Raw genomic sequence first — 24827 nt, 5'->3', positions numbered from 1 at the left:
CAATAACCGAGGAAGTGGGGTAGACACGCGCGCCGCTTTGCCGTATCGTAGATATTTGCGTCTTCCCTGTTTACCTTCAGCCTTCATATAGCGGTGGGCTTTGCCTAGCAGCTGTTCCATCGACGTGCCGTCCGAGACGTGCACCAAAATGAACAGCCTGGGTCCCGGGTCATATAGCGGAACCGGACTGGTAGCGCTGCGGAGTCATTCTGCAGGGCTTGCAACGGGGGAGATCTGAAAACGCCTGAAGGTCTGTGGAAGGATCCCTCTTGGTCGCCTCGAGCACCTCTAATGTAAACAACGCTACCGCTATCAATGCCGACAGCACCGATGGTGCCACTCGCCGGCTCTCATTCGCAAAGATTCACGAACCTCTTGACGTTCCGAATCTGCTTGCCCTGCAAACGGACAGCTTCGACTGGCTGGTCGGAAACGAACGCTGGCAGGCACGCGTTGCGAAGGCCGTCGAAGAAGGCGACCTCAGCGTCGCCACTAGCTCCGGTCTGTCTGACATCTTTGAAGAGATCTCCCCGATCGAGGATTTCCAGGGCACCATGTCCCTGAGCTTCTCCGACCCGGAGTTCGCTGATCCCAAATACACCATGGCCGAGTGCAAGGACCGGGACGCTACGTACTCGGCTCCGCTGTACGTTAAAGCCGAATTCATGAACAACAACACGGGCGAAATCAAGCAGCAGACCGTGTTCATGGGTGACTTCCCGCTGATGACCGAGAAGGGCACCTTCGTCGTCAACGGCACCGAGCGTGTCGTTGTCTCCCAGCTGGTCCGTTCCCCGGGCGCCTACTTCGAGCGCACCGCTGACAAAACCAGCGACAAGGACATCTTCACTGCGAAGATCATCCCGTCCCGCGGTGCCTGGTTCGAGCTCGAGATCGACAAGCGCGACCAGGTCGGCGTTCGCCTTGACCGCAAGCGCAAGCAGTCCGTCACGGTGCTGCTGAAAGCCCTCGGCTGGACCGAAGGCCAGATCCTCGAAGAGTTTGGCCAGTACGACTCCATGCGCGCAACGCTGGAGAAGGACGCCACGGAAACCCGCGAAGACGCCTTGCTGGACATCTACCGGAAGCTGCGACCGGGCGAGCCGCCCACCGTCGAGGCTGCCCAGTCCCTGCTGGACAACCTGTACTTCAACTCCAAGCGCTACGATCTGGCCAAGGTCGGCCGTTACAAGATCAACCGCAAGCTTGGCATCGACCGCTCCCTTGGCGACAAGGAAGCTTCGGTCCTGCACGTTGAAGACATCGTTGCGATGATCAAGTTCCTGGTTGCACTGCACGCCGGCGAGAAGACCCTCACGGGCAAGCGCGACGGCCAGGACCACGAGCTGCGCGTCGAGATCGATGACATCGACCACTTCGGCAACCGCCGCATCCGCGCCGTCGGCGAGCTCATCGAGAACCAGGTCCGCACCGGCCTGTCCCGTATGGAGCGCGTCGTCCGCGAGCGTATGACCACGCAGGACGTCGAGGCCATCACGCCGCAGACACTGATCAACATCCGCCCCGTTGTGGCAGCCATCAAGGAGTTCTTCGGAACTTCCCAGCTGTCCCAGTTCATGGACCAGAACAACCCGCTGTCGGGTCTGACCCACAAGCGCCGTCTGTCCGCGCTTGGCCCGGGTGGTCTGTCCCGTGACCGTGCAGGCATGGAAGTCCGAGACGTTCACCCGTCCCACTACGGACGTATGTGCCCCATCGAAACCCCTGAAGGCCCGAACATTGGTCTGATCGGTTCGCTGGCTTCCTACGGCCGCATCAACCCGTTCGGCTTCATCGAGACGCCTTACCGCCTCGTGTCCGAAGGTGTCGTTTCCGATGAGGTCCAGTACCTGACGGCCGACGACGAAGCAGAGGTCCTGATCGCACAGGCCAACGCTCCGCTGGACGAGAACAAGAAGTTCGCCGAAGAGACCGTCCTGGTCCGTGCCCGTGGTGGTGGAGGCGAGCCCGTGCTCGTTCCCGCCGCCGAGGTCGAGTTCATGGACGTTTCCCCGCGCCAGATGGTGTCCGTGGCTACGGCGCTGATCCCGTTCCTCGAGCATGACGATGCCAACCGCGCACTCATGGGTGCCAACATGCAGCGCCAGGCTGTGCCGCTGGTCCGTTCCGAGGCGCCGTTCGTCGGTACCGGCATGGAGCGCGCCGCTGCCGTCGACGCCGGTGACGTTGTCATCGCGAAGAAGGCCGGTGTGGTCACCGAGGTGTCCGCTGAACTCGTCATCATGCTCAACGACGACGGCACGGAAACCAACTACCGCATCAACAAGTTCGCCCGTTCCAACCAGGGCAACTGCTACAACCACCGTGTCCTGGTGAGCGAAGGCCAGCGCCTGGAGGTCGGCGGCATCATCGCTGACGGCCCGGCAACGGACCAGGGTGAACTCGCCCTCGGTAAGAACCTGCTCGTGGCATTCATGTCATGGGAAGGCCACAACTTCGAGGACGCCATCATCCTCTCGCAGCGCATCGTTGCCGAGGACGTCCTTTCCTCCATCCACATCGAGGAGCACGAGATCGATGCCCGCGACACCAAGCTTGGTGCCGAGGAAATCACCCGTGACATCCCCAACGTGTCCGAGGAAGTCCTTGCGGGCCTGGACGAGCGCGGCATCATCCACATTGGTGCCGAGGTTGAAGCCGGCGACATCCTGGTCGGAAAGGTCACCCCGAAGGGTGAAACCGAACTGACCCCGGAAGAGCGCCTGCTGCGCGCCATCTTCGGCGAGAAGTCCCGCGAAGTCCGCGACACGTCCCTGAAGGTTCCGCACGGCGAGTCCGGCACCGTCATCGGCGTCCGCGTCTTCGACCGCGACAATGACGACGAGCTGCCCCCGGGCGTCAACCAGCTGGTCCGCGTCTACGTGGCCGCAAAGCGCAAGATCACCGACGGCGACAAGCTCGCCGGCCGCCACGGCAACAAGGGTGTTATTTCCAAGATCCTTCCGATCGAGGACATGCCCTTCCTTGCCGACGGCACCCCCGTTGATATCGTCCTGAACCCGCTGGGTGTTCCGGGCCGTATGAACGTCGGCCAGGTGCTCGAAACGCACCTCGGCTGGGTTGCCAAGACCGGTTGGAAGATCGAAGGCGAGCCCGAGTGGGTCAAGCAGCTGCCGAACCTGCCGCGCGAGAGTGGTTCAACCACTGTTGCAACGCCGGTGTTCGACGGTGCGCGTGAAGAAGAAATCACGGGCCTGCTCGACTCCACCAACGTGACCCGCGACGGCGACCGCCTGATCAACTCCTCGGGCAAGACCCGCCTGTTTGATGGCCGCTCCGGCGAGCCGTTCCCGGATCCGATCTCGGTCGGCTACATGTACATCCTGAAGCTCCACCACCTGGTGGACGACAAGATCCACGCGCGCTCCACCGGCCCGTACTCCATGATCACGCAGCAGCCGCTGGGTGGTAAGGCACAGTTCGGTGGCCAGCGCTTCGGTGAAATGGAAGTGTGGGCGCTCGAAGCTTACGGCGCCGCGTACACTCTCCAGGAACTCCTCACGATCAAGTCGGATGATATCCACGGTCGTGTGAAGGTCTACGAAGCCATCGTCAAGGGCGAGAACATCCCCGAGCCGGGCGTTCCTGAGTCCTTCAAGGTCTTGATCAAGGAAATGCAGTCGCTGTGCCTGAACGTGGAAGTGCTTTCCACGGACGGAACCACAATTGAAATGCGTGACTCTGATGACGCAGTCTTCACGGCTGCGGAAGAACTGGGCATCGATCTGTCTCGTGCAGAGCCCAGTTCCGTAGAAGAGGTCTAGCAGTACGACGGCGGGTGACTGCCCGCCGTCGTACTCCCTCTTCCCGTAACCCAAGACTTCAGAATTTAGAGAACAAGAGAGAACAGGGACCATATGTCCAGCGAATCCTCCTTCGGCCTCATGCAGATCGGCCTCGCCACCGCGGAAGACATCCGTGGCTGGTCTTACGGCGAGGTTAAGAAGCCGGAAACCATCAACTACCGCACGCTCAAGCCCGAGAAGGACGGCCTCTTCTGCGAGAAGATCTTCGGCCCGTCCCGCGACTGGGAATGCTACTGCGGCAAGTACAAGCGCGTGCGCTTCAAGGGCATCATCTGCGAGCGGTGTGGCGTTGAAGTCACCCGCGCCAAGGTCCGCCGTGAGCGCATGGGCCACATCGAGCTGGCCGCACCGGTCACGCACATCTGGTACTTCAAGGGTGTTCCGTCCCGCCTGGGCTACCTCCTTGACCTTGCACCGAAGGACCTCGAAAAGGTCATCTACTTCGCTGCCTACATGATCACGAGCGTCGACACCGACAGCCGCCACGAAGAACTGCCCAACCTCCAGGTTGAGCACGACATCGAGAAGAAGCAGCTGGTCGACAACCGCGACTCGGACATCGCCACGATCGCCCGCGACCTCGAGAACGAGCTTGCCCGTCTCGAAGGCGAAGGCGCCAAGGCTGCCGACAAGAAGAAGGCCCGCGACTCCGCGGACCGTCAGATGGCCAACGTGCGTAAGCGTGCCGACGCCGACATCGAGCGCCTTGAGCAGGTCTGGGACCGTTTCAAGAACCTGAAGGTCGCAGACCTCGAAGGCGATGAAGGCCTCTACCGCGAACTGCGTGACCGCTACGGCATGTACTTCGAAGGCTCCATGGGTGCCGAAGCCATCAAGAAGCGTCTTGAGAACTTCGACATGCAGGCCGAGTCGGACCTCCTGCGCGACATCATTGCCAACGGCAAGGGCCAGCGCAAGACCCGAGCCCTGAAGCGCCTGAAGGTGGTCAACGCGTTCCTGACCACCAACAACAGCCCGCTCGGCATGGTGCTGGACGCCGTCCCGGTGATCCCGCCGGAACTGCGCCCGATGGTCCAGCTGGACGGTGGCCGATTCGCGACCTCCGACCTCAACGACCTCTACCGTCGTGTGATCAACCGCAACAACCGACTCAAGCGCCTGCTTGACCTCGGTGCTCCGGAGATCATCGTCAACAACGAGAAGCGCATGCTTCAGGAAGCTGTTGACAGCCTCTTCGACAACGGCCGTCGTGGCCGTCCGGTAACGGGTCCGGGCAACCGTCCGCTGAAGTCCCTGAGCGACATGCTCAAGGGCAAGCAGGGTCGTTTCCGCCAGAACCTGCTCGGCAAGCGCGTTGACTACTCCGGCCGTTCGGTCATCGTCGTCGGCCCGCAGCTGAAGCTGCACCAGTGTGGTCTGCCCAAGCAGATGGCCCTGGAGCTCTTCAAGCCGTTCGTGATGAAGCGCCTGGTTGACCTCAACCACGCCCAGAACATCAAGTCGGCAAAGCGCATGGTCGAGCGTTACCGTCCGCAGGTTTGGGACGTGCTGGAAGAGATCATCACCGAACACCCGGTGCTGCTCAACCGTGCACCTACCCTGCACCGCCTCGGCATCCAGGCCTTCGAACCGCAGCTAGTGGAAGGCAAGGCAATCCAGCTTCACCCGCTGGTTTGTGGCGCCTTCAACGCTGACTTCGACGGCGACCAGATGGCAGTCCACCTGCCGCTGAGCCCCGAAGCCCAGGCTGAAGCCCGCATCCTGATGCTGTCCTCCAACAACATCCTGAAGCCGTCTGACGGCCGCCCGGTGACCCTTCCTTCGCAGGATATGATCATCGGCCTCTACCACCTGACCACCAAGCGTGTCGGTTCAGCTGGCGAAGGCCGCATCTTCTCCTCGGTTTCGGAAGCCATCATGGCGTTCGACCTGCACGAGCTGCACCTGAACTCCCAGGTCAAGATCCGGCTTGAGGGCTTTGTTCCTTACGCCGGCTGGGAAGCTCCGGAAGGCTGGGAGCCGGGTCAGACCGCGCTCGTCCAGACCTCCCTGGGCCAGGTCATCTTCAACCAGACCCTCCCCGAGGACTACCCGTGGGTTGAGGCTGTTGCCGACAAGGGCGAACTGTCCCGTATCGTCAACGACCTCGCCGAGCGTTACCCGAAGGTTGTTACCGCGGCAACGCTGGACAACCTGAAGGATGCCGGTTTCTACTGGGCCACCCGCTCAGGCGTTACCGTCGCCATCTCCGACATCGAGGTTCCGGCCGAGAAGCCGGTTATCCTCGCCGGTTACGAAGAGCGCGCTGCCAAGATCCAGGGACAGTACGACAAGGGCCTGATCGACGACGACGAGCGTCGCCAGGAACTGATCGAGATCTGGAACAAGGCAACCAACGAAATCGCACAGGTCATGCGTGACAACCTGTCGCCGATGAACACCATCAACCGCATGGTTTCCTCCGGTGCACGTGGTAACTGGATGCAGGTCCGTCAGATCGCGGGTATCCGTGGCCTGGTGGCCAACCCTAAGGGTGAGATCATCCCGCGTCCGATCAAGTCCTCCTACCGCGAGGGCTTGTCGGTGCTGGAATACTTCATCGCCACGCACGGTGCCCGTAAGGGTCTGGCTGACACCGCGCTGCGTACCGCCAACTCGGGTTACCTGACCCGTCGACTGGTGGACGTCTCGCAGGACGTCATCGTCCGTGAAGAGGACTGCGGCACCGAACGCGGCCTCGTCACCCCGATTGCCGTGGCTGATGCCAACGGTGAGCTGGTGCTGGACGAGAACGTTGAGAACAGCGCGTACGCCCGTACCCTGGCCGTGGATGTCGTTGACTCCAAGGGCAAGGTCCTGGCTGCCGGCGGCACCGACTGCGGCGACGTCGTCATTGCTGAACTGTTTGCAGCCGGTATCACCGAGGTCAAGGTCCGCTCCGTACTCACCTGTGAGTCCAGCGTCGGCACCTGCGCCCTGTGCTACGGCCGTTCGCTGGCCACCGGCAAGACCGTGGACATCGGTGAGGCAGTGGGCATCATCGCCGCACAGTCCATCGGTGAGCCCGGTACCCAGCTGACCATGCGTACGTTCCACACCGGTGGTGCTGTTTCCGCCAGCGGCGGCGACGACATCACCCAGGGTCTGCCCCGTATCCAGGAGCTTTTCGAAGCACGTACTCCGAAGGGTGTCGCACCGATTGCAGAAGCAGCCGGCCGCATCGCCATCGAAGAGTCCGAGCGCCAAATGCGCCTGGTCATCACTCCGGACGACGGCAGTGAAGAGATCGCTTACCCGGTCCTTCGCCGCTCACGCCTCCTGATTGAAGACGGCCAGCACGTCGCGGTGGGCCAGAAGCTCATCAACGGCCCGGTCGACCCCAAGCAGGTTCTGCGCATCATGGGCCCCCGTGCTGCACAGAAGTTCCTGGTGGACGAGGTCCAGGGCGTGTACCGCAGCCAGGGCATCGGCATCCACGACAAGCACGTCGAGGTTATCGTCCGCCAGATGCTGCGCCGCGTCACGGTCATCGAATCGGGTGAATCCGACCTGCTCCCCGGTGAGCTGGCGGAGCGCAGCCGCTTCGAAGACGCCAACCGCCGCGTGGTGTCCGAGGGCAAGACTCCGGCTTCCGGACGTCCTGAGCTCATGGGTATCACCAAGGCATCCCTGGCCACCGAGTCCTGGCTGTCGGCAGCTTCCTTCCAGGAGACCACCCGCGTCCTGACGCAGGCGGCCATGGAAGGCAAGAGCGACCCGCTGCTCGGCCTCAAGGAAAACGTCATCATCGGTAAGCTCATCCCCGCCGGCACGGGTCTCCCGCGCTACACGGAGGTCACGGTGGAGCCGACTGAAGAAGCAAAGGCAAACCTGTTCACAGGTCCCAGCGCATTCAGCGACTTCTCCTACGACACCCTGGGCGGCGACGGAGCTCCCGAGTTCCACGCCATCCCGCTGGATGACTACGATCTCGGCAGCGACTTCCGCTAGCCGGCAGTCATAGCCTGATCAAGGGATGGTCCCGCACCGCAAGGTGGGGGACCATCCCCGTTTAACCCGCCGATTAAGGCTTGGCGGCCGTCCATGTTAGACTGGATACCAATTGTTATTGTGGCAGTGGATGAGTGCGCCGGCTGAGCTGAAAGGCTAAGCCAGAGCGACGTTTCCGGTTTGCAGGGTTCTTGTGCAACGTATGCCACATTTTTGCATGCCTAGGGACCGATCAGGACGCAAGTCCGGGTCCCGGTCTGCGATCCGACTATTAAGGCTTCGCCTCAGCTGCTCTGGAGATTCTTCAAAGCTCGGGCGGCGGGGCAAAGCAAAAGGAGAGCGGCTGTCAGCGGCCGCTCCGGATAAAACGGAGAACACGAGAGTGCCTACGATTAACCAGTTGGTCCGTAAGGGCCGCACGCCTAAGGTCTCAAAGACCAAGGCTCCCGCGCTTAAGGGCAGCCCGATGCGCCGCGGTGTTTGCACCCGCGTCTACACCACCACCCCGAAGAAGCCGAACTCGGCTCTGCGTAAGGTTGCACGTGTGCGCCTTAACGGTGGCGTTGAGGTTACCGCTTACATCCCCGGTGTAGGCCACAACCTCCAGGAGCACTCCATTGTGCTCGTCCGTGGCGGTCGTGTGAAGGACCTCCCGGGTGTCCGTTACAAGATCGTCCGTGGCGCCCTCGATACCCAGGGTGTGAAGAACCGTAAGCAGGCCCGCAGCCGCTACGGCGCAAAGATGGAGAAGAAGTAATATGCCTCGCAAGGGTCCGGCCCCCAAGCGGCCGCTAGTACTAGATCCCGTTTACGGCTCCCCGCTGGTCACCCAGCTGATCAACAAGGTGCTGGTAGACGGCAAGAAGTCCACCGCTGAGCGCATCGTTTACGGTGCCCTCGAAGGCGCCCGCGCCAAGTCCGGCGGCGACCCCGTAGCAGCACTCAAGAAGGCCATGGACAACGTCAAGCCTTCCCTTGAGGTCCGCTCACGCCGCGTCGGTGGCGCAACCTACCAGGTTCCGGTTGAGGTCAAGCCGGGCCGCTCCACGGCACTCGCCCTTCGCTGGCTGGTTGGCTACTCCAAGGCCCGCCGCGAAAAGACGATGACCGAGCGTCTCCAGAACGAAATCCTGGATGCCTCGAACGGTCTCGGTGCCGCTGTGAAGCGTCGCGAAGACACCCACAAGATGGCCGAGTCCAACAAGGCCTTCGCACACTACCGCTGGTAATACTTCCCGGACGCCGCCGGCTCACTCGAGCCGGCGGCGAACGTGCAGTCCATCCGAAAGGGAGACACCGTGGCACAGGACGTGCTTACCGACCTTAGTAAGGTCCGCAATATCGGCATCATGGCCCACATTGATGCCGGCAAGACCACCACCACCGAGCGCATTCTGTTCTACACAGGTGTGAACCACAAGATCGGCGAAACGCACGACGGCGCTTCGACCACCGACTGGATGGAACAGGAAAAGGAACGCGGCATCACCATCACGTCTGCCGCCGTGACCTGCTTCTGGGAAAACAACCAGATCAACATCATCGACACCCCCGGCCACGTGGACTTCACGGTTGAGGTTGAGCGCTCCCTGCGCGTCCTCGACGGTGCAGTTGCCGTGTTCGACGGCAAGGAAGGCGTGGAGCCGCAGTCCGAGACTGTCTGGCGCCAGGCTGACAAGTACAACGTCCCGCGTATCTGCTTCGTCAACAAGATGGACAAGCTGGGCGCTGACTTCTACTTCACCGTAGACACCATCATCAGCCGCCTCGGTGCCAAGCCGCTCGTCATGCAGCTGCCGATCGGTTCCGAGAACGACTTCATCGGCGTCGTCGACCTGCTCTACATGCGCGCACTGGTTTGGCCCGGCGATGCCAAGGGTGACGTCACCATGGGTGCCAAGTACGAGATCCGCGAGATCCCGGCTGACCTCAAGGAAAAGGCCGAAGAGTACCGCGCAACGCTCATTGAGACTGTTGCAGAGGCCTCCGAAGAACTCATGGAGAAGTACCTTGAGGGCGAAGAGATCTCCATCGACGAGCTCAAGGCCGGCATCCGCAAGATGACGATCAACTCGGAGATCTACCCGGTCTTCTGTGGTTCCGCATTCAAGAACCGTGGCGTTCAGCCGATGCTGGATGCCGTGGTTGACTACCTGCCGAACCCGCTCGACGTCCCCCCGATGATCGGTCACGATCCTCGCGACGAAGAGAAGGAACTCACTCGCAAGCCGTCCTCTGAAGAGCCGTTCTCCGCACTGGCATTCAAGATCGCCGCGCACCCGTTCTTCGGCCAGCTCACCTTCATCCGCGTGTACTCCGGTCACGTGGAAGCAGGCGCTCAGGTGGTCAACTCCACCAAGGGCAAGAAGGAGCGCATCGGCAAGCTGTTCCAGATGCACGCCAACAAGGAAATGCCCGTTGAGGGCGCTACCGCCGGCCACATCTACGCAGCCATCGGTCTGAAGGACACCACCACGGGTGACACCCTGTGCGATTCCGCCAACCAGATCGTCCTCGAGTCCATGAGCTTCCCGGAGCCCGTGATCTCGGTTGCTATCGAGCCGAACACCAAGGGTGACCAGGAGAAGCTCTCCACGGCCATCCAGAAGCTCTCCGCTGAGGACCCGACCTTCCAGGTCTCCCTCAACGAAGACACCGGTCAGACCATCATCGCCGGCATGGGCGAGCTTCACCTGGACATCCTGGTGGACCGCATGCGCCGCGAATTCAAGGTCGAGGCAAACGTTGGCAAGCCGCAGGTTGCTTACCGCGAAACCATCAAGCGTGCTGTAGAGCGTCACGACTACACGCACAAGAAGCAGACCGGTGGTTCGGGCCAGTTCGCAAAGATCCAGATCGCGATCGAGCCGCTGGACACGTCCGAAGGCGAGATGTACGAGTTCGAGAACAAGGTCACCGGTGGCCGCGTTCCGCGCGAATACATCCCGTCGGTTGACGCCGGTATCCAGGATGCACTGAACGACGGCGTCCTGGCCGGTTACCCGGTTGTCGGCATCAAGGCCACGCTGATTGACGGCGCGTACCACGATGTTGACTCCTCGGAAATGGCGTTCAAGATCGCCGGCCGTATGGCTTTCAAGGAAGCCGCACGCAAGGCGAACCCTGTCCTGCTCGAACCGCTGATGGATGTCGAGGTCCGCACCCCTGAGGAATACATGGGTGAAGTTATCGGTGACCTTAACTCCCGCCGTGGCCAGATGCAGTCCATGGAAGATGCCCAGGGCGTCAAGGTCATCCGTGCGCACGTCCCGCTGTCCGGCATGTTCGGCTACATCGGTGACCTGCGCTCGAAGACCCAGGGCCGCGCTGTGTACTCCATGACGTTCAACAGCTACGCCGAGGTCCCGAAGGCAGTCGCCGACGAGATCATCCAGAAGAACCGCGGCGAGTAGTCCACTGGACTTTCAAAGCGACAAACTCGGGTGCGTTTCCATTTTCGGAAACTAGCCCTGTGCAGGTGGCCGGCTTCCGGCCATCTGCACGAACAGACTCGAGGGACTAGTATTAGTTCCTGAATCTGCAATTTCACCAATCCAAAGCCCCCCAAGTAGACTTACTGAAGTTTCGGCCGCGACAAGCGCGACCGGAGGGTAAGTCATTTGAAAACGTTCTAGGAGGAACCTGTGGCAAAGGCAAAGTTCGAGCGGACTAAGCCGCACGTTAACATCGGTACCATTGGTCACGTTGACCACGGTAAGACGACGTTGACGGCCGCCATTTCCAAGGTGCTGTACGACAAGTACCCGACTCTCAACGAGCAGCGCGACTTCGCGTCTATTGACTCTGCTCCCGAAGAGCGTCAGCGCGGCATTACCATCAACATCTCCCACGTTGAGTACCAGACCGAGAAGCGCCACTACGCACACGTAGACGCTCCGGGTCACGCTGACTACATCAAGAACATGATCACCGGTGCTGCACAGATGGACGGTGCAATCCTCGTGGTTGCCGCCACTGACGGCCCGATGGCCCAGACTCGCGAGCACGTCCTGCTCGCCCGCCAGGTTGGCGTTCCCTACCTGCTGGTTGCACTGAACAAGTCGGACATGGTCGATGACGAAGAGCTCCTCGACCTCGTCGAAATGGAAGTTCGCGAGCTGCTTTCGGCTCAGGGCTTCGATGGCGATGAGGCTCCGGTTGTTCGCGTTTCCGGTCTAAAGGCACTCGAAGGCGACCCGGTTTGGGTCAAGTCCGTCGAGGACCTCATGGAAGCTGTCGACGAGTCCGTTCCGGACCCCGTACGTGACCGTGACAAGCCGTTCCTCATGCCGATCGAAGACGTCTTCACGATCACCGGCCGTGGCACCGTTGTAACGGGCCGCGCCGAGCGTGGAACCCTCGCGATCAACTCTGAGGTCGAGATCGTCGGCATCCGTCCGGTCCAGAAGACCACGGTTACCGGTATCGAGATGTTCCACAAGCAGCTCGACGAAGCATGGGCCGGCGAGAACTGTGGCCTGCTGCTCCGCGGTCTGAAGCGTGATGACGTAGAGCGTGGCCAGGTTGTCGTCAAGCCGGGTTCAATCACCCCGCACACCGACTTCGAGGCTAACGTCTACATCCTCTCCAAGGACGAAGGCGGACGTCACAACCCGTTCTACTCCAACTACCGCCCGCAGTTCTACTTCCGCACCACGGACGTAACCGGTGTTATCACCCTGCCGGAAGGCACGGAAATGGTTATGCCTGGCGACAACACTGAGATGACCGTTGCGCTCATCCAGCCCATCGCTATGGAAGAGGGCCTCGGCTTCGCTATCCGCGAAGGCGGCCGCACCGTTGGTTCGGGACGCGTCACCAAGATCATCAAGTAGTAATACTGGATGATCAGGGATCGGAAGGCCTGACGGCCGTCTGAGACTTATCAACAGCCCCGCTGCGTATTTACGCGGCGGGGCTGTTTTTTGCCCCCATGACGTTGCCGCGGCAGCCCGACGGACCGTTCGTCGTCCGGCCTTGGTAGGGTTGCTGACAACGAAAGGACAGCATCATGGAATGGTTAATTTTCCTTCTGGTCGCCGCGGCGGTCGTGGCCGGCGTGTTTTGGGCGAAGAAGCACTTCCGCCAGGAAATCGAGCGGGCAAAGCGCATCAACCGGGCCAACAAGAACAAGTAGGCCTGAACTCAGGCCTTTCGCGCCCTGCTGAGAGCCTGGAACCAGTAGAAGGATTCCTTGGGCGTACGCTCCAGCGTGTCAAAATCCACGTGGACCAGCCCGAATCGCTGTGAGTAGCCGGCGGCCCACTCAAAGTTGTCCAGCAAAGTCCACACGTAGTAGCCCAGCAGTTTTACGTCCTCGGCGAGGCCGCCGGGTGACGTGGCGGCCAGTGCATGGTTCAGGTGGCCGGCCAGGTAGTCGATACGGTTGGTGTCCGGAATGGGACCGGAGACATGTTCCGGTTCCGGGAAACTTGCGCCGCTCTCGGTGATGTACAGCGGGGGCAGGGCGTCGCCGTACCGGTCCTTCATCTCGCGCAGCAGCACGCCGATGTGGTCGGGGGCCACGGGCCAGCCGAAGCCGGTCAGGTCATACTCGGGGAACGCCGCCAAATGGAAGGGCACCCGGGCCATCGCTTCGGCCGTGCCGGCAGGGCTGTCGGCCGGCCCCCGTCCCGTGGCGACCTTGACCGGGTAGTAGTAGTTGAGGCCGTAGAAGTCGATGGGCTGGTGGATGTTCCGGAGGTCCGCATCCTTGGCCCCGGACAGGATCCGGAACCACGGCCTGGCGAGCAGCGGCGGCTTCGGATACTTGCCCAGCAGGATGGGGTCGGCATACACCCGGTTCAGCATCAGGTCGAAAACTTTGGCCAGCAGCCTGTCGGTGAGCTTGCCCGACGCCGGACGCACCGGGGAGTGCAGGTTGGTTACCCCGACGGTCCCCACAACACCGGCTGCCCGCAGGGCCTGCACGGCAAGTCCGTGGCCCAGCAACTGGTGGTGCACTGCCGGCAGGGCATCAAAGAGCAGGTCGTGGCCGGGAGCATGCACACCCAGTGCGTAACCGTTAAGCGTCACCGAAACCGGCTCGTTCAGCGTCACCCATTGCGCCACGCGATCCCCGTACCGTTCACCGGCCGCGGCACTGTATTCGGCGAAGCGTTCCGCCGTTGAGCGGTTCAGCCAACCGCCACTGTGCTCCAGCGGCAGGGGAGTGTCCCAGTGGTACAGAGTGGCCATCGGTGAGATGCCGGCGTCGAGCAGCTGATCGATCAGCCGGTCATAGAAGTCCAGTCCCTGGCTGTTGAAGGCGCCGCGGCCGTCAGGCTGGATCCGGGGCCAGGAAATGGAAAAGCGGTAGGAGTCAACGCCCAGGTCACGCATCAGGGCGACGTCTTCGCCGGAGCGGTTGTAATGGTCGCAGGCGACGGCAGGGGAGTGGCCGTCCATGATGCTGCCAGGTTTCTCGGCGAAGGCGTCCCAGCCGGAGGGTCCGCGGCCGTCGGCCTTGAGGGATCCTTCAATTTGGAACGCGGCTGCGGCCACACCCAGGATGAAATCCGGGTCCAGCCGCTCGGCCAGGCTCTGCAACGCCGCAGAGTTCTGCACAGTCATGCCCCTATCATCCATTCGACGGTTGCTGAAGGCAATGACCCGGGAGGCTGGCAGGCGCACCCTGCCTTGGATAGCGCGATTCGCTTCTCCCCGCAAAATCCGGCATACTAGATGAGTTGTTCAAGCGCTCCTTCGCGTCCCGATCCGGATAATGCCGGGTGCCAGGGTCCAAGTAGGAGCCCAAACATAACCCACTCCCCATGGAACTGCGGACGAGTACGCGTGCAGAGCGCGACACGCCCGACCGCGGGGGTCGGTTACGCCGGCAGGTTGAGGAACCCGGATTCTTCCGGATTCAGCTTGTGCGGCGGGTGGTAGTTACGACTTCGAATGCTTCGGCAGCCACACAACGCGTAAGTAAACAGGGCAGCCCCAAACAGGGGAAGCACAGACTGAAAGAGAGTCAGGCGACATGGCGGGACAAAAAATCCGCATCCGGCTGAAGTCATATGACCACGAGGTCATTGACGTTTCAGCACGGAAGATCGTTGAGACGGTCACGCGCGCAGGCGCAACGGTAGTTGGCCCCGTGCCGCTGCCGACGGAGAAGAACGTGTACTGCGTTATCCGCTCTCCGCACAAGTACAAGGACAGCCGCGAGCACTTTGAAATGCGCACGCACAAGCGTCTGATCGACATCATCGACCCCACGCCGAAGGCTGTTGACTCGCTTATGCGTCTCGACCTGCCCGCCGACGTGAACATCGAAATCAAGCTGTAGGGAGGTGCTGAGAGACTATGACCGCAACCCGTAACGTAAAGGGCCTGCTGGGCACGAAGCTCGGCATGACCCAGGTCTGGGACGAGAACAACAAGCTCATCCCCGTCACTGTTGTCCAGGCTGACTCAAACGTCATCACCCAGCTGCGTAACGCAGACGTTGATGGCTACGTCGCCGTTCAGATCGGCTACGGCCAGATCGATCCCCGCAAGGTCACCAAGCCGCTGGCTGGTCACTTTGAAAAGGCAGGCGTCACGCCTCGCCGCCACGTTGTCGAACTTCGTACCGCAGATGCTGCTGAGTACGAGCTGGGCCAGGAGCTCTCCGTTGAGGTCTTCGAAGCCGGACAGAAGATCGACGTCGTTGGCACCACCAAGGGTAAGGGCTTCGCCGGTGTTATGAAGCGTCACGGCTTCCACGGCGTTGGAGCTTCCCACGGTGCACACAAGAACCACCGTAAGCCCGGTTCAATCGGTGGCGCATCCACCCCGAGCCGCGTCTTCAAGGGCATGAAAATGGCCGGCCGTATGGGCGCCGTTCGTCACACGACGCTGAACCTCACGGTTCACGCAGTTGACGTCGAGAAGTCGCTGCTCCTCATCAAGGGCGCCGTTCCCGGCGCCCGCGGCCAGGTCGTCCTCGTACGCACCGCCGTGAAGGGAGCCTAGTTCAATGACTAGCACTGTCAAGGTTGACCTGCCTGCAGAGATCTTCGACGTACAGACCAACGTGCCGCTGCTGCACCAGGTCGTCGTTGCACAGCTCGCTGCTGCTCGTCAGGGTACCCACAAGACCAAGACCCGCGCTGAAGTTTCCGGTGCAGGCCGTAAGCCGTTCAAGCAGAAGGGCACCGGCCGCGCCCGTCAGGGTTCAATCCGTGCTCCTCACATGACCGGTGGTGGCGTTGTCCACGGCCCGACCCCGCGTGACTACAGCCAGCGGACCCCCAAGAAGATGATTGCTGCTGCACTGCGCGGCGCATTGTCTGACCGCGCCCGCAACGGCCGCATCCACGTTGTCGCTGAACTGGTAACCGGCACCAAGCCGTCCTCCAGCGCCGCACTGGCAACGCTGCGCGGCGTGTCCGAGCGCAAGAACCTGCTCGTTGTCATCGAGCGCGCCAACGATGTTGCTGCACTGTCTGTGCGCAACCTCGCAGATGTTCACGTTCTGTACGCAGACCAGCTGAACACCTACGACGTGCTCGTCTCTGACGACGTAGTCTTCACCAAGGCTGCCTACGAGGCATTCGTTGCCGCCAAGGCAAAGAACGAGGAGGATGCCAAGTGAGTGCAGCCACCATCAAGGACCCGCGCGACGTCGTGCTTGCACCCGTCGTATCGGAAAAGAGCTACGGCCTGATCGATGAGGGAAAGTACACCTTCCTGGTGGACCCCCGCTCGAACAAGACCGAGATCAAGCTGGCCGTGGAGAAGATTTTCTCCGTCAAGGTCGAATCGATCAACACCATCAACCGTGCCGGTAAGCGCAAGCGCACCAAATTCGGCTGGGGTACCCGCAAGAACACCAAGCGTGCAATTGTGAGCCTCAAAGAAGGCACAATCGACATCTTCGGCGGTCCGCTCTCGTAGCGGAGACCACTTTAACGAGGAAATAAATTATGGGAATCCGTAAATATAAGCCGACTACCCCGGGCCGTCGCGGCTCGAGCGTAGCGGACTTCACTGAAATCACGCGGTCGACGCCGGAAAAGTCGTTGGTACGTCCCCTCCCGAAAAAGGGTGGCCGTAACAACACCGGTAAGATCACGACCCGTCACAAGGGTGGTGGCCACAAGCGCCAGTACCGTCTGATCGACTTCCGTCGCCACGACAAAGACGGCGTCAACGCCCGCGTTGCCGAAATCGAGTACGATCCGAACCGCACGGCTCGCATCGCCCTCCTGCACTACGTTGATGGCACCAAGCGTTACATCATCGCCCCGAACAAGCTGTCCCAGGGTGACGTAGTTGAAGCAGGTGCCAGTGCTGACATCAAGCCCGGCAACAACCTGCCGCTGCTCAACATCCCGGTCGGTACCGTAATCCACGCAGTTGAACTGCGTCCGGGTGGCGGCGCCAAGATGGGCCGCTCCGCCGGCGCATCGATCCAGCTCGTTGCAAAGGAAGGCCGCTTCGCCCAGCTGCGTCTGCCTTCCGGCGAAATCCGCAACGTTGACGTGCGCTGCCGCGCAACGATCGGCGAGGTCGGCAACGCCGAGCAGTCGAACATCAACTGGGGCAAGGCCGGCCGCATGCGCTGGAAGGGCGTTCGCCCGACCGTCCGTGGTGTCGCGATGAACCCGGTTGACCACCCGCATGGTGGTGGCGAGGGTAAGACGTCCGGTGGACGTCACCCCGTCAACCCGAACGGTAAGCGCGAAGGCCGCACCCGCCGTCCAAACAAAGAGAGCGACAAGCTTATTGTTCGTCGCCGTCGTACTGGCAAGAACAAGCGATAGGAGCCTGGACACATGCCACGCAGCCTGAAAAAAGGTCCTTTCGTTGACCAGCACCTCTTTGTAAAGGTGGACAGGGAAAACGAAAAGGGCACCAAGAACGTCATCAAGACCTGGTCCCGCCGTTCGATGATCATCCCCGACATGCTCGGGCACACGATCGCCGTTCACGACGGACGCAAGCACATTCCGGTGTTTGTCACCGAGTCGATGGTCGGGCACAAGCTCGGCGAATTCGCTCCCACGCGGACATTCCGCGGCCATGTCAAGGACGACCGTAAGGGCAAGCGCCGCTAGGCGCCTGCACTTACGTCAAAGACGAGAGAAGGAAAGCAATGGAAGCCAAGGCAATTGCGCGTCACATCCGCGTAACGCCTATGAAGGCCCGGCGCGTCGTCAACCTTGTTCGTGGTAAGCAAGCGAACGAGGCTCTGGCAATTCTGAAGTTTGCCCCCCAGGCAGCTTCTGAGCCGGTATTCAAGGTAGTTCAGTCGGCAATCTCCAACGCCCGGGTCCTCGCGGACCGCGACGGCGTGGCGTTTGACGAAGGTGACCTCATCATCAGCGAAGCGTTTGTTGATGAAGGCCCGACCATGAAGCGGTTCCAGCCGCGAGCCCAGGGTCGTGCATTTCAGATCAAGAAGCGCACGAGCCACATCACCGTGGTAGTCGCTACCCCGGAGAAAGAGGAGGCTCGCTAAGTGGGACAGAAAGTTAACCCGCACGGGTTCCGACTCGGCATCACCACCGATCACGTATCGCACTGGTTTGCTGACAGCACCAAGGCCGGCCAGCGGTACAAGGACTTCGTTCGCGAAGACATCCGTATCCGCCAGCTCATGTCCACGGGCATGGAGCGCGCCGGTATCGCCAAGGTTGAAATCGAGCGCACCCGCGACCGTGTCCGTGTGGATATCCACACGGCACGTCCGGGCATCGTCATCGGCCGCCGCGGTGCTGAAGCAGACCGCATCCGCGGCGAGCTCGAAAAGCTCACCGGCAAGCAGGTTCAGCTGAACATCCTCGAGGTCAAGAACCCCGAGATGGAAGCACAGCTTGTTGCCCAGGGCGTTGCAGAGCAGCTGACTTCCCGCGTGGCATTCCGCCGTGCAATGAAGAAGGCAATGCAGTCCGCACAGCGCGCTGGTGCCAAGGGCATCCGTATCGCTTGCTCCGGTCGACTGGGTGGCGCTGAAATGTCCCGCTCGGAGTTCTACCGCGAAGGCCGTGTGCCCCTGCACACCCTCCGCGCGAACATCGACTACGGCTTCTACGAAGCCAAGACCACCTTCGGCCGCATCGGCGTGAAGGTCTGGATCTACAAGGGTGACGTCACCTCCAAGGAACTGGCTCAGCAGGCAGCTGCTGCTCCGTCCCGCGGCCGTGGTGCCAGCGATCGCCCGGGCCGCCCGGGTGGCGCTGACCGTGGTGACCGCCGCCGTCGTACCGACCGTCCGGCAGCCGAGGCAGCACCTGCTGCCGAAGCTCCGGCAGCTGAAGCAGCTTCTGCCGCGCCGGCACAGGCAGTAGAAGGAGGACAGGCTTAAATGCTTATCCCACGTCGAGTCAAGCACCGTAAGCAGCACCACCCGGGTCGTTCCGGCGCTGCCACGGGCGGCACCAAGGTCTCCTTCGGCGAGTGGGGTATCCAGGCTCTGAGCCCGGCATACGTCACCAACCGTCAGATCGAGTCTGCCCGTATCGCGATGACCCGCCACATCAAGCGTGGCGGCAAGGTCTGGATCAACATCTACCCGGACCGTCCGCTGACGAAGAAGCCTGCTGAAACCCGCATGGGTTCCGGTAAGGGTTCTCCGGAATGGTGGGTCTCAAACGTCAAGCCGGGCCGGGTTCTCTTCGAACTCTCCGGTGTCAGTGAAGAGGTAGCTCGCGAGGCACTGCGCCTGGCAATCCACAAGCTGCCGTTGAAGGCACGCATTGTGCGTCGCGAAGGTGGTGAGTAGAAATGGCAGTAGGATCCAAGGAACTTGCATCCGCGCAGCTGGACGGTTTCGACAACGAGCGTCTCGTTGAAGAACTCCGCAAGGCTAAGGAAGAGCTGTTCAACCTGCGTTTCCAGTCCGCCACCGGTCAGCTGGAGAACCACGGTCGTCTGCGCGCGGTAAAGAAGGACATCGCCCGCATCTACACCGTTCTCCGTGAGCGCGAGCTGGGCATTCGTGCCGAGGTTGCCGCACCGGTTGTGGAAGCCAAGGAAGAAAAGAAGTCCAAGAAGGCTGCAACCAAGAAGGCTGACAAGGCTGAAACGGTTGAGACCGAGGAGGACGCCAAGTGAGTGAAAAGGACGAGAACGTGACGGAAACTGTTTCCGACGCAGCCAAGGCTGACGAGCGCGGTTACCGTAAGACGAAGCGCGGCTACGTCGTCTCGGACAAGATGGAAAAGACCATCGTTGTCCAGGTCGAAGACCGCGTGAAGCACGCCCTCTACGGCAAGGTCATCCGCCGCAACGCCAAGATCAAGGCACACGACGAAGAGAACAGCGCCGGCATCGGCGACCTCGTGCTCCTCGCCGAGACCCGGCCGCTCTCCGCTACCAAGCGGTGGCGTCTGGTCGAGATCCTCGAGAAGGCCAAGTAACACCTGCAGAAATGCAAGAAACCCCCGTTCCCTTTATGGGAGCGGGGGTTTCGCCGTGTGCGGGCCTGCCTGCGCCGGCGCCCGGGCTGTGATATGGGGATTCGCCCAAAACGTGCTAAGATTTTGAGTTTGTATGGCGCCGTTCGTGCGCCGTCATCAACCTCGTAAACAATCGTGCCACGGCATAGTGCCCCCTTGCGCCCCGATCCGTCGGAATCGCCTGGGAAGCAAATGTTTTTGGCACGGGAGTTTAGGCCTGGTCTGGCAAAATCCAGGCAGGTCAAGAGACACCCCGATCAACCGTTCCGCAAGGCTCATTCCGTAGGAAGATTTTCGGTCTGAGAACCAGCGCGACGCAAGGAGTAAATAGTGATTCAGCAGGAGTCGCGACTCAAGGTCGCCGACAACACGGGTGCTAAGGAAATCCTTACCATTCGCGTTCTCGGTGGATCTGGCCGTCGCTACGCAGGCATTGGCGACGTCATCGTCGCTACCGTCAAGGACGCAATTCCGGGCGGCAACGTAAAGAAGGGCGATGTCGTCAAGGCTGTCATCGTCCGTACCAAGAAGGAACGCCGCCGTGCGGATGGTTCCTACATCAAGTTTGACGAGAACGCAGCTGTGATCCTGAAGAACGACGGTGACCCCCGCGGTACCCGTATCTTCGGACCGGTTGGTCGTGAACTTCGTGACAAGAAGTTCATGAAGATCGTTTCTCTGGCTCCGGAGGTGCTCTAGTCCATGGCTAAGATCAAAAAGGGTGACCTCGTTCAGGTCATCACTGGCGCCAAGGCTGAGCGCGGCGGCGACAAGGGCAAGCAGGGCAAGGTTCTGCGCGTATTCCCGGATACCAACCGCGTGTTGGTTGAAGGCATTAACCGCGTAACCAAGCACACCAAGGTCGGTCAGTCGCAGCGCGGCACCAAGACCGGTGGCATCGAGGTCGTTGAGGCTTCCATCCACATCTCCAACGTGGCCCTGGTTGACCCCTCCACCAAGAAGCCCACTCGCGTCGGTTTCCGTACCGAGACCGTTGAGCGCAACGGCAAGCAGCGTGAAGTGCGCGTACGCGTGGCCAAGAGCTCCGGGAAGGACATCTAATGACTGAGACTCTCGAGACTCCGGCAAGCAAGATCGTTCCTCGTCTGAAGACCAAGTACGCGGATTCCATCAAGAGCACGCTCATCGAGGAATTCAAGTACGAAAACGTCAACCAGGTTCCCCGTCTGGTCAAGGTCGTTGTGAACATGGGTGTTGGAGATGCCGCCAAGGACTCCAAGCTGATCGACGGCGCTGTCCGCGATCTCACCCTGATCACCGGTCAGAAGCCGCAGGTAACCAAGGCCCGCAAGTCGATCGCACAGTTCAAGCTGCGCGAAGGCATGCCCATCGGTGCACACGCAACTCTGCGTGGAGACCGCATGTGGGAATTCCTGGACCGTCTGGTAACGCTGGCACTGCCGCGTATCCGTGACTTCCGGGGCCTCAGCGGCAAGCAGTTTGATGGCAACGGCAACTACACCTTCGGTCTGACCGAGCAGGTTATGTTCCACGAGATCGACCAGGATTCCATCGACCGCGTTCGCGGTATGGACATCACCGTCGTGACCACTGCCAAGACCGACGACGAAGGCCGCGCGCTGCTCAAGGCGCTTGGTTTCCCGTTCAAGACCGAAGCTTAATCTAGCTACATAGAAGGTCCGGCCTTGCCGCGTCCCCACGGGGATGGCAGGGCGGAAACCGTTATGAGGAAGGGCAAGAGCCCAACATGACCATGACAGATCCCGTCGCAGACATGCTTACGCGTCTGCGCAACGCAAACTCGGCATACCACGACACCGTGACTATGCCGTACAGCAAGCTCAAGGCACGCGTTGCCGACATCCTGAAGGCTGAAGGTTACATCGCCTCCTGGAAAGAAGAAGACGCTGAGGTTGGCAAGAAGCTGACCCTCGAGCTCAAGTTCGGTCCGAACCGCGAGCGTTCAATCGCTGGCGTTCGTCGTATTTCCAAGCCGGGACTCCGTGTTTACGCGAAGTCCACCAACCTGCCGCACGTGCTCGGTGGCCTGGGTGTCGCAATCCTGTCCACCTCTTCCGGCCTCTTGACTGACAAGCAGGCCGGCAAGAAGGGCGTGGGCGGCGAAGTCCTCGCTTACGTCTGGTAACGGGAAAGGAAGAGAATAATGTCACGTATTGGACGTCTCCCCATCACCGTTCCTGCCGGCGTTGAGGTCAAGGTTGACGGCTCTGTCGTCAGCGTCAAGGGTTCCAAAGGCGAGCTGAGCCACACTGTGGCCAGCCCGATCGAGGTCACCCTGGAAGATGGCACCCTGACTGTCGCCCGCCCGAACGACGAGCGCGCCTCACGTTCGCTGCACGGCCTGACCCGCACCCTGATCGCCAACATGATCCAGGGTGTCACCGCAGGCTACGAGAAGAAGCTTGAGATTGTCGGTACCGGTTACCGCGTCCAGGCCAAGGGTTCTGACCTGGAGTTCGCTCTGGGCTACAGCCACCCGGTCAACGTCTCGGCACCGAACGGCATCACCTTTGCAGTAGAGACCCCGACCAAGCTCTCTGTTTCAGGTATCTCCAAGCAGCAGGTCGGCGAGGTTGCTGCCAACATTCGCAAGCTGCGGAAGCCGGACCCCTATAAGGGCAAGGGCATCCGCTACGCCGGCGAAGTCATCCGCCGCAAGGTCGGAAAGGCTGGTAAGTAACCATGGCCATCTCAATTAACAAGAAGCGTACGAACAAGAGCAAGTCTGCCCAGCGCAGCCGCCGCCAGCTTCGTATCCGCAAGCGCATCTCCGGTACGGCTGCACGTCCGCGTCTGGTCGTCAACCGTTCCGCACGCCACGTATTCGTCCAGGTTGTCGATGACAGCAAGGGCCTGACCGTAGCGAGCGCGTCCACTCTGGAAGCCGACCTTCGTGCATTCGACGGTGACAAGACCGCCAAGGCCAAGCGCGTTGGCGAGCTCGTCGCCGAGCGTGCCAAGGCTGCCGGTATCGAAGCAGTTGTCTTCGACCGCGGTGGTAACAAGTACCACGGCCGGATCGCCGCCGTCGCTGACGGCGCACGTGAAGGTGGGCTGTCACTGTGACCGAAAATAACGAAAAGGACATTCAGGTGACTGAAGCTGTAGCTGCTCCGGCAACTGAGACCGCTGCGCCTGCTACCACTGACGACCGCCGTGGTGGCGCTCGTCGTGGCGAGCGTGGCGACCGCGGCCAGGGCCGTGGCGACCGTGGTGGCCGTGGTGGCCGCGATGGTGGCCGCGAAGCCGAAAAGAGCCAGTTCGTAGAGCGCGTTGTAACCATCAACCGCGTTTCCAAGGTCGTCAAGGGTGGTCGTCGCTTCAGCTTCACCGCACTCGTCGTCGTCGGTGACGGCAACGGTATGGTCGGCGTCGGCTACGGCAAGGCCAAGGAAGTTCCCGCCGCCATCGCGAAGGGCGTTGAAGAGGCCAAGAAGTCCTTCTTCCGCGTTCCCCGCATCGGCAGCACCATCCCGCACCGCGTTCAGGGTGAAGCCGCTGCAGGCGTCGTTATGCTGCGTCCGGCTTCCGCCGGTACCGGTGTTATCGCCGGTGGTCCGGTCCGTGCAGTACTGGAGTGCGTGGGCATCCACGACATCCTCTCCAAGTCGCTCGGTTCCTCCAACGCCATCAACATCGTTCACGCGACCGTTGATGCACTGAAGCGCCTCGAAGAGCCGGCAGCAGTGGCAGCACGCCGCGGCCTCCCGCTCGACGAGATCGCTCCGGCCGCAATGGTGAAGGCACTCATGAACCAGAAGGCAGGTGTCTGAGTCGTGGCTAAGAACCTGATTCCCTCCGACACTCAGTTGGAGATCACTCAGATCAAGTCCGCCATTGGCGGCAAGCAGAACCAGCGCGACACCCTTCGGTCCCTCGGCCTGAAGCGGATCGGACACACCGTTGTCCGCACCGCCGATGCCGTGACCGTCGGAATGCTCAACACGGTTCCGCACCTGGTAAAGGTAGAGGAGGCGAAGTAAATGGCAGAGAAGAACACCGCCGAAAAGGCACAGGGCGCCGCTGCTGAGAAGCAGAACGCACTGAAGGTTCACCACCTGCGTCCCGCCCCGGGTGCCAAGACCGCCAAGACCCGTGTTGGTCGTGGTGAAGGTTCCAAGGGTAAGACCGCTGGTCGCGGTACCAAGGGTACGAAGGCCCGCTACCAGATCAAGGCTGGCTTTGCCGGCGGCCAGCTGCCGCTGCACATGCGCCTGCCGAAGCTGCGCGGCTTCAAGAACCCGTTCCGGGTTGAGTTCCAGGTTGTAAACCTGGACAAGCTCAACGAGCTGTTCCCGGAAGGTGGCGCAGTCACCGTGGAGAACCTGGTCGAAAAGGGTGCCGTTCGCAAGAACCAGCCCGTCAAGGTGCTGGGCACCGGCGACATCACCGTCAAGGTTGACGTCACCGCCCACGCATTCTCGGCCAGCGCCGCAGAAAAGATTGCAGCAGCAGGCGGAAGCACCACCGCCCTCTAACAAGAGGCGGCGGAGCATACGCCCGTTGTAGGAACTCCCGGTACCCGGGGCTTCGGCCCTGCGTACCGGGAGTTTTTTCTCATTTGGACCCTCACCGATTATTCGCACGGCGCATCAACCCGTTAGACTCGGTTGTTGGGTTTATTGACCTATCTCACACGACTTTATTTACACAT

At 61.2% G+C, this 24827-nt stretch carries 28 protein-coding genes; 27 read left to right on the top strand and 1 reads right to left on the bottom strand.

The window, feature by feature from the left end; all coding sequences use genetic code 11:
* Positions 1-269: 269 nt before the first annotated feature.
* The 7 genes from rpoB to ACSQ1X_RS15150 all read left to right on the top strand — a co-directional run bounded on the left by rpoB (position 270) and on the right by ACSQ1X_RS15150 (position 12915).
* On the top strand, positions 270-3785 hold the full coding sequence (gene rpoB / locus ACSQ1X_RS15180; protein ID WP_028269585.1) for a DNA-directed RNA polymerase subunit beta: 3516 nt from the start codon (positions 270-272) through the stop codon (positions 3783-3785).
* A gap of 93 nt (positions 3786-3878) precedes the next feature.
* The gene (locus ACSQ1X_RS15175; RefSeq protein WP_011692815.1) at positions 3879-7778 is read left to right on the top strand and encodes a DNA-directed RNA polymerase subunit beta'; all 3900 of its coding nucleotides are present in this window, start codon (positions 3879-3881) and stop codon (positions 7776-7778) included.
* Between the two features lie 382 nt (positions 7779-8160).
* The gene (gene rpsL / locus ACSQ1X_RS15170) at positions 8161-8535 is read left to right on the top strand and encodes a 30S ribosomal protein S12 (RefSeq protein ID WP_009358312.1); all 375 of its coding nucleotides are present in this window, start codon (positions 8161-8163) and stop codon (positions 8533-8535) included.
* 1 nt (position 8536) lies between these two features.
* Positions 8537-9007: a 30S ribosomal protein S7 gene (gene rpsG, locus ACSQ1X_RS15165; RefSeq protein WP_026531948.1), complete on the top strand. Its 471-nt coding sequence runs from the start codon at positions 8537-8539 to the stop codon at positions 9005-9007.
* A 69-nt stretch (positions 9008-9076) separates the two neighbouring features.
* On the top strand, positions 9077-11191 hold the full coding sequence (gene fusA / locus ACSQ1X_RS15160) for an elongation factor G (RefSeq protein WP_055797150.1): 2115 nt from the start codon (positions 9077-9079) through the stop codon (positions 11189-11191).
* 231 nt (positions 11192-11422) lie between these two features.
* Positions 11423-12613 carry an elongation factor Tu gene (gene tuf, locus ACSQ1X_RS15155; RefSeq protein ID WP_055797147.1) on the top strand — a complete coding sequence of 397 codons (1191 nt, stop codon included), beginning with the start codon at positions 11423-11425 and terminating at the stop codon, positions 12611-12613.
* 176 nt (positions 12614-12789) lie between these two features.
* Positions 12790-12915 (top strand): hypothetical protein, encoded by a 126-nt coding sequence (locus tag ACSQ1X_RS15150; protein ID WP_268760402.1) that lies wholly within the window; start codon positions 12790-12792, stop codon positions 12913-12915.
* A gap of 8 nt (positions 12916-12923) precedes the next feature.
* Here ACSQ1X_RS15150 and ACSQ1X_RS15145 read toward each other — a convergent pair whose 3' ends face one another.
* On the bottom strand, positions 12924-14351 hold the full coding sequence (locus ACSQ1X_RS15145; protein WP_436058247.1) for a GH1 family beta-glucosidase: 1428 nt from the start codon (positions 14349-14351) through the stop codon (positions 12924-12926).
* A gap of 412 nt (positions 14352-14763) precedes the next feature.
* Between ACSQ1X_RS15145 and rpsJ the strand changes: the two genes are divergently transcribed.
* From rpsJ to rplO, 20 genes are all read left to right on the top strand, one after another.
* The gene (gene rpsJ / locus ACSQ1X_RS15140; protein WP_003803825.1) at positions 14764-15072 is read left to right on the top strand and encodes a 30S ribosomal protein S10; all 309 of its coding nucleotides are present in this window, start codon (positions 14764-14766) and stop codon (positions 15070-15072) included.
* Between the two features lie 17 nt (positions 15073-15089).
* A complete protein-coding gene (gene rplC, locus ACSQ1X_RS15135; protein WP_011692809.1) occupies positions 15090-15740 on the top strand; it encodes a 50S ribosomal protein L3 in 651 nt (216 codons plus the stop codon).
* A gap of 4 nt (positions 15741-15744) precedes the next feature.
* Entirely contained in the window at positions 15745-16362 is a 618-nt protein-coding gene (gene rplD / locus ACSQ1X_RS15130) for a 50S ribosomal protein L4 (protein WP_028269581.1), read from the top strand.
* Positions 16359-16664, top strand: a complete 306-nt coding sequence (gene rplW, locus ACSQ1X_RS15125; protein WP_018773664.1) for a 50S ribosomal protein L23 — start codon at positions 16359-16361, stop codon at positions 16662-16664. The genes rplD and rplW overlap by 4 nt, the downstream gene beginning before the upstream one ends.
* 29 nt (positions 16665-16693) lie before the next feature.
* Positions 16694-17533 (top strand): 50S ribosomal protein L2, encoded by an 840-nt coding sequence (rplB, locus tag ACSQ1X_RS15120; RefSeq protein ID WP_028269580.1) that lies wholly within the window; start codon positions 16694-16696, stop codon positions 17531-17533.
* A gap of 12 nt (positions 17534-17545) precedes the next feature.
* Positions 17546-17827, top strand: a complete 282-nt coding sequence (rpsS, locus tag ACSQ1X_RS15115; RefSeq protein ID WP_011692805.1) for a 30S ribosomal protein S19 — start codon at positions 17546-17548, stop codon at positions 17825-17827.
* Between the two features lie 38 nt (positions 17828-17865).
* Positions 17866-18231 carry a 50S ribosomal protein L22 gene (gene rplV / locus ACSQ1X_RS15110; protein ID WP_003803798.1) on the top strand — a complete coding sequence of 122 codons (366 nt, stop codon included), beginning with the start codon at positions 17866-17868 and terminating at the stop codon, positions 18229-18231.
* Positions 18232-19077 (top strand): 30S ribosomal protein S3, encoded by an 846-nt coding sequence (gene rpsC / locus ACSQ1X_RS15105; RefSeq protein ID WP_055797143.1) that lies wholly within the window; start codon positions 18232-18234, stop codon positions 19075-19077.
* Complete coding sequence (rplP, locus tag ACSQ1X_RS15100; protein WP_011692803.1) at positions 19078-19494, top strand: 50S ribosomal protein L16; 417 nt, start codon at positions 19078-19080, stop codon at positions 19492-19494.
* Between the two features lie 2 nt (positions 19495-19496).
* Entirely contained in the window at positions 19497-19826 is a 330-nt protein-coding gene (gene rpmC, locus ACSQ1X_RS15095) for a 50S ribosomal protein L29 (RefSeq protein WP_011692802.1), read from the top strand.
* The gene (rpsQ, locus tag ACSQ1X_RS15090) at positions 19823-20131 is read left to right on the top strand and encodes a 30S ribosomal protein S17 (RefSeq protein WP_051628707.1); all 309 of its coding nucleotides are present in this window, start codon (positions 19823-19825) and stop codon (positions 20129-20131) included. Before rpmC ends, rpsQ begins: the two co-directional genes overlap by 4 nt.
* Before the next feature lie 369 nt (positions 20132-20500).
* A complete protein-coding gene (gene rplN / locus ACSQ1X_RS15085; RefSeq protein ID WP_003803789.1) occupies positions 20501-20869 on the top strand; it encodes a 50S ribosomal protein L14 in 369 nt (122 codons plus the stop codon).
* 3 nt (positions 20870-20872) lie between these two features.
* A complete protein-coding gene (rplX, locus tag ACSQ1X_RS15080) occupies positions 20873-21232 on the top strand; it encodes a 50S ribosomal protein L24 (RefSeq protein WP_055797140.1) in 360 nt (119 codons plus the stop codon).
* Positions 21232-21813 carry a 50S ribosomal protein L5 gene (gene rplE, locus ACSQ1X_RS15075; RefSeq protein ID WP_011692799.1) on the top strand — a complete coding sequence of 194 codons (582 nt, stop codon included), beginning with the start codon at positions 21232-21234 and terminating at the stop codon, positions 21811-21813. Before rplX ends, rplE begins: the two co-directional genes overlap by 1 nt.
* An 86-nt stretch (positions 21814-21899) precedes the next feature.
* Positions 21900-22298, top strand: a complete 399-nt coding sequence (gene rpsH / locus ACSQ1X_RS15070; RefSeq protein WP_011692798.1) for a 30S ribosomal protein S8 — start codon at positions 21900-21902, stop codon at positions 22296-22298.
* An 18-nt stretch (positions 22299-22316) separates the two neighbouring features.
* On the top strand, positions 22317-22853 hold the full coding sequence (gene rplF / locus ACSQ1X_RS15065) for a 50S ribosomal protein L6 (protein ID WP_028269576.1): 537 nt from the start codon (positions 22317-22319) through the stop codon (positions 22851-22853).
* Between the two features lie 2 nt (positions 22854-22855).
* Positions 22856-23239, top strand: a complete 384-nt coding sequence (rplR, locus tag ACSQ1X_RS15060; protein WP_436058246.1) for a 50S ribosomal protein L18 — start codon at positions 22856-22858, stop codon at positions 23237-23239.
* Positions 23240-23265: 26 nt separating this feature from the next.
* Positions 23266-23946, top strand: coding sequence for a 30S ribosomal protein S5 (gene rpsE, locus ACSQ1X_RS15055; RefSeq protein ID WP_197024890.1), 681 nt, complete (start codon positions 23266-23268; stop codon positions 23944-23946).
* A 3-nt stretch (positions 23947-23949) separates the two neighbouring features.
* The gene (rpmD, locus tag ACSQ1X_RS15050) at positions 23950-24156 is read left to right on the top strand and encodes a 50S ribosomal protein L30 (protein ID WP_028269574.1); all 207 of its coding nucleotides are present in this window, start codon (positions 23950-23952) and stop codon (positions 24154-24156) included.
* Positions 24157-24651, top strand: coding sequence for a 50S ribosomal protein L15 (gene rplO, locus ACSQ1X_RS15045; protein ID WP_051628706.1), 495 nt, complete (start codon positions 24157-24159; stop codon positions 24649-24651).
* The last annotated feature ends 176 nt before the right edge of the window (positions 24652-24827 follow it).

Source organism: Arthrobacter sp. LjRoot78, assembly GCF_964254335.1.
In the GTDB taxonomy this organism is placed as follows: Bacteria; Actinomycetota; Actinomycetes; order Actinomycetales; family Micrococcaceae; genus Arthrobacter.
Note: the sequence above shows the minus strand (reverse complement) of the source record. Positions and strands in the feature narration are given on the sequence as shown.

Bases quoted from the DNA above. Each gene is read 5' to 3' on its own strand.
- ACSQ1X_RS15175 (WP_011692815.1), top strand. From the start codon at position 3,879: ATGTCCAGCGAATCCTCCTTCGGCCTCATGCAGATCGGCCTCGCCACC.
- rpsG (WP_026531948.1), top strand. From the start codon at position 8,537: ATGCCTCGCAAGGGTCCGGCCCCCAAGCGGCCGCTAGTACTAGATCCC.
- ACSQ1X_RS15150 (WP_268760402.1), top strand. From the start codon at position 12,790: ATGGAATGGTTAATTTTCCTTCTGGTCGCCGCGGCGGTCGTGGCCGGC.
- ACSQ1X_RS15145 (WP_436058247.1), bottom strand. From the start codon at position 14,351: ATGACTGTGCAGAACTCTGCGGCGTTGCAGAGCCTGGCCGAGCGGCTG.
- rpsJ (WP_003803825.1), top strand. From the start codon at position 14,764: ATGGCGGGACAAAAAATCCGCATCCGGCTGAAGTCATATGACCACGAG.
- rplC (WP_011692809.1), top strand. From the start codon at position 15,090: ATGACCGCAACCCGTAACGTAAAGGGCCTGCTGGGCACGAAGCTCGGC.
- rplD (WP_028269581.1), top strand. From the start codon at position 15,745: ATGACTAGCACTGTCAAGGTTGACCTGCCTGCAGAGATCTTCGACGTA.
- rplB (WP_028269580.1), top strand. From the start codon at position 16,694: ATGGGAATCCGTAAATATAAGCCGACTACCCCGGGCCGTCGCGGCTCG.
- rpsS (WP_011692805.1), top strand. From the start codon at position 17,546: ATGCCACGCAGCCTGAAAAAAGGTCCTTTCGTTGACCAGCACCTCTTT.
- rplV (WP_003803798.1), top strand. From the start codon at position 17,866: ATGGAAGCCAAGGCAATTGCGCGTCACATCCGCGTAACGCCTATGAAG.
- rplP (WP_011692803.1), top strand. From the start codon at position 19,078: ATGCTTATCCCACGTCGAGTCAAGCACCGTAAGCAGCACCACCCGGGT.
- rpmC (WP_011692802.1), top strand. From the start codon at position 19,497: ATGGCAGTAGGATCCAAGGAACTTGCATCCGCGCAGCTGGACGGTTTC.
- rplX (WP_055797140.1), top strand. From the start codon at position 20,873: ATGGCTAAGATCAAAAAGGGTGACCTCGTTCAGGTCATCACTGGCGCC.
- rplE (WP_011692799.1), top strand. From the start codon at position 21,232: ATGACTGAGACTCTCGAGACTCCGGCAAGCAAGATCGTTCCTCGTCTG.
- rpsH (WP_011692798.1), top strand. From the start codon at position 21,900: ATGACCATGACAGATCCCGTCGCAGACATGCTTACGCGTCTGCGCAAC.
- rplF (WP_028269576.1), top strand. From the start codon at position 22,317: ATGTCACGTATTGGACGTCTCCCCATCACCGTTCCTGCCGGCGTTGAG.
- rplR (WP_436058246.1), top strand. From the start codon at position 22,856: ATGGCCATCTCAATTAACAAGAAGCGTACGAACAAGAGCAAGTCTGCC.
- rplO (WP_051628706.1), top strand. From the start codon at position 24,157: ATGGCAGAGAAGAACACCGCCGAAAAGGCACAGGGCGCCGCTGCTGAG.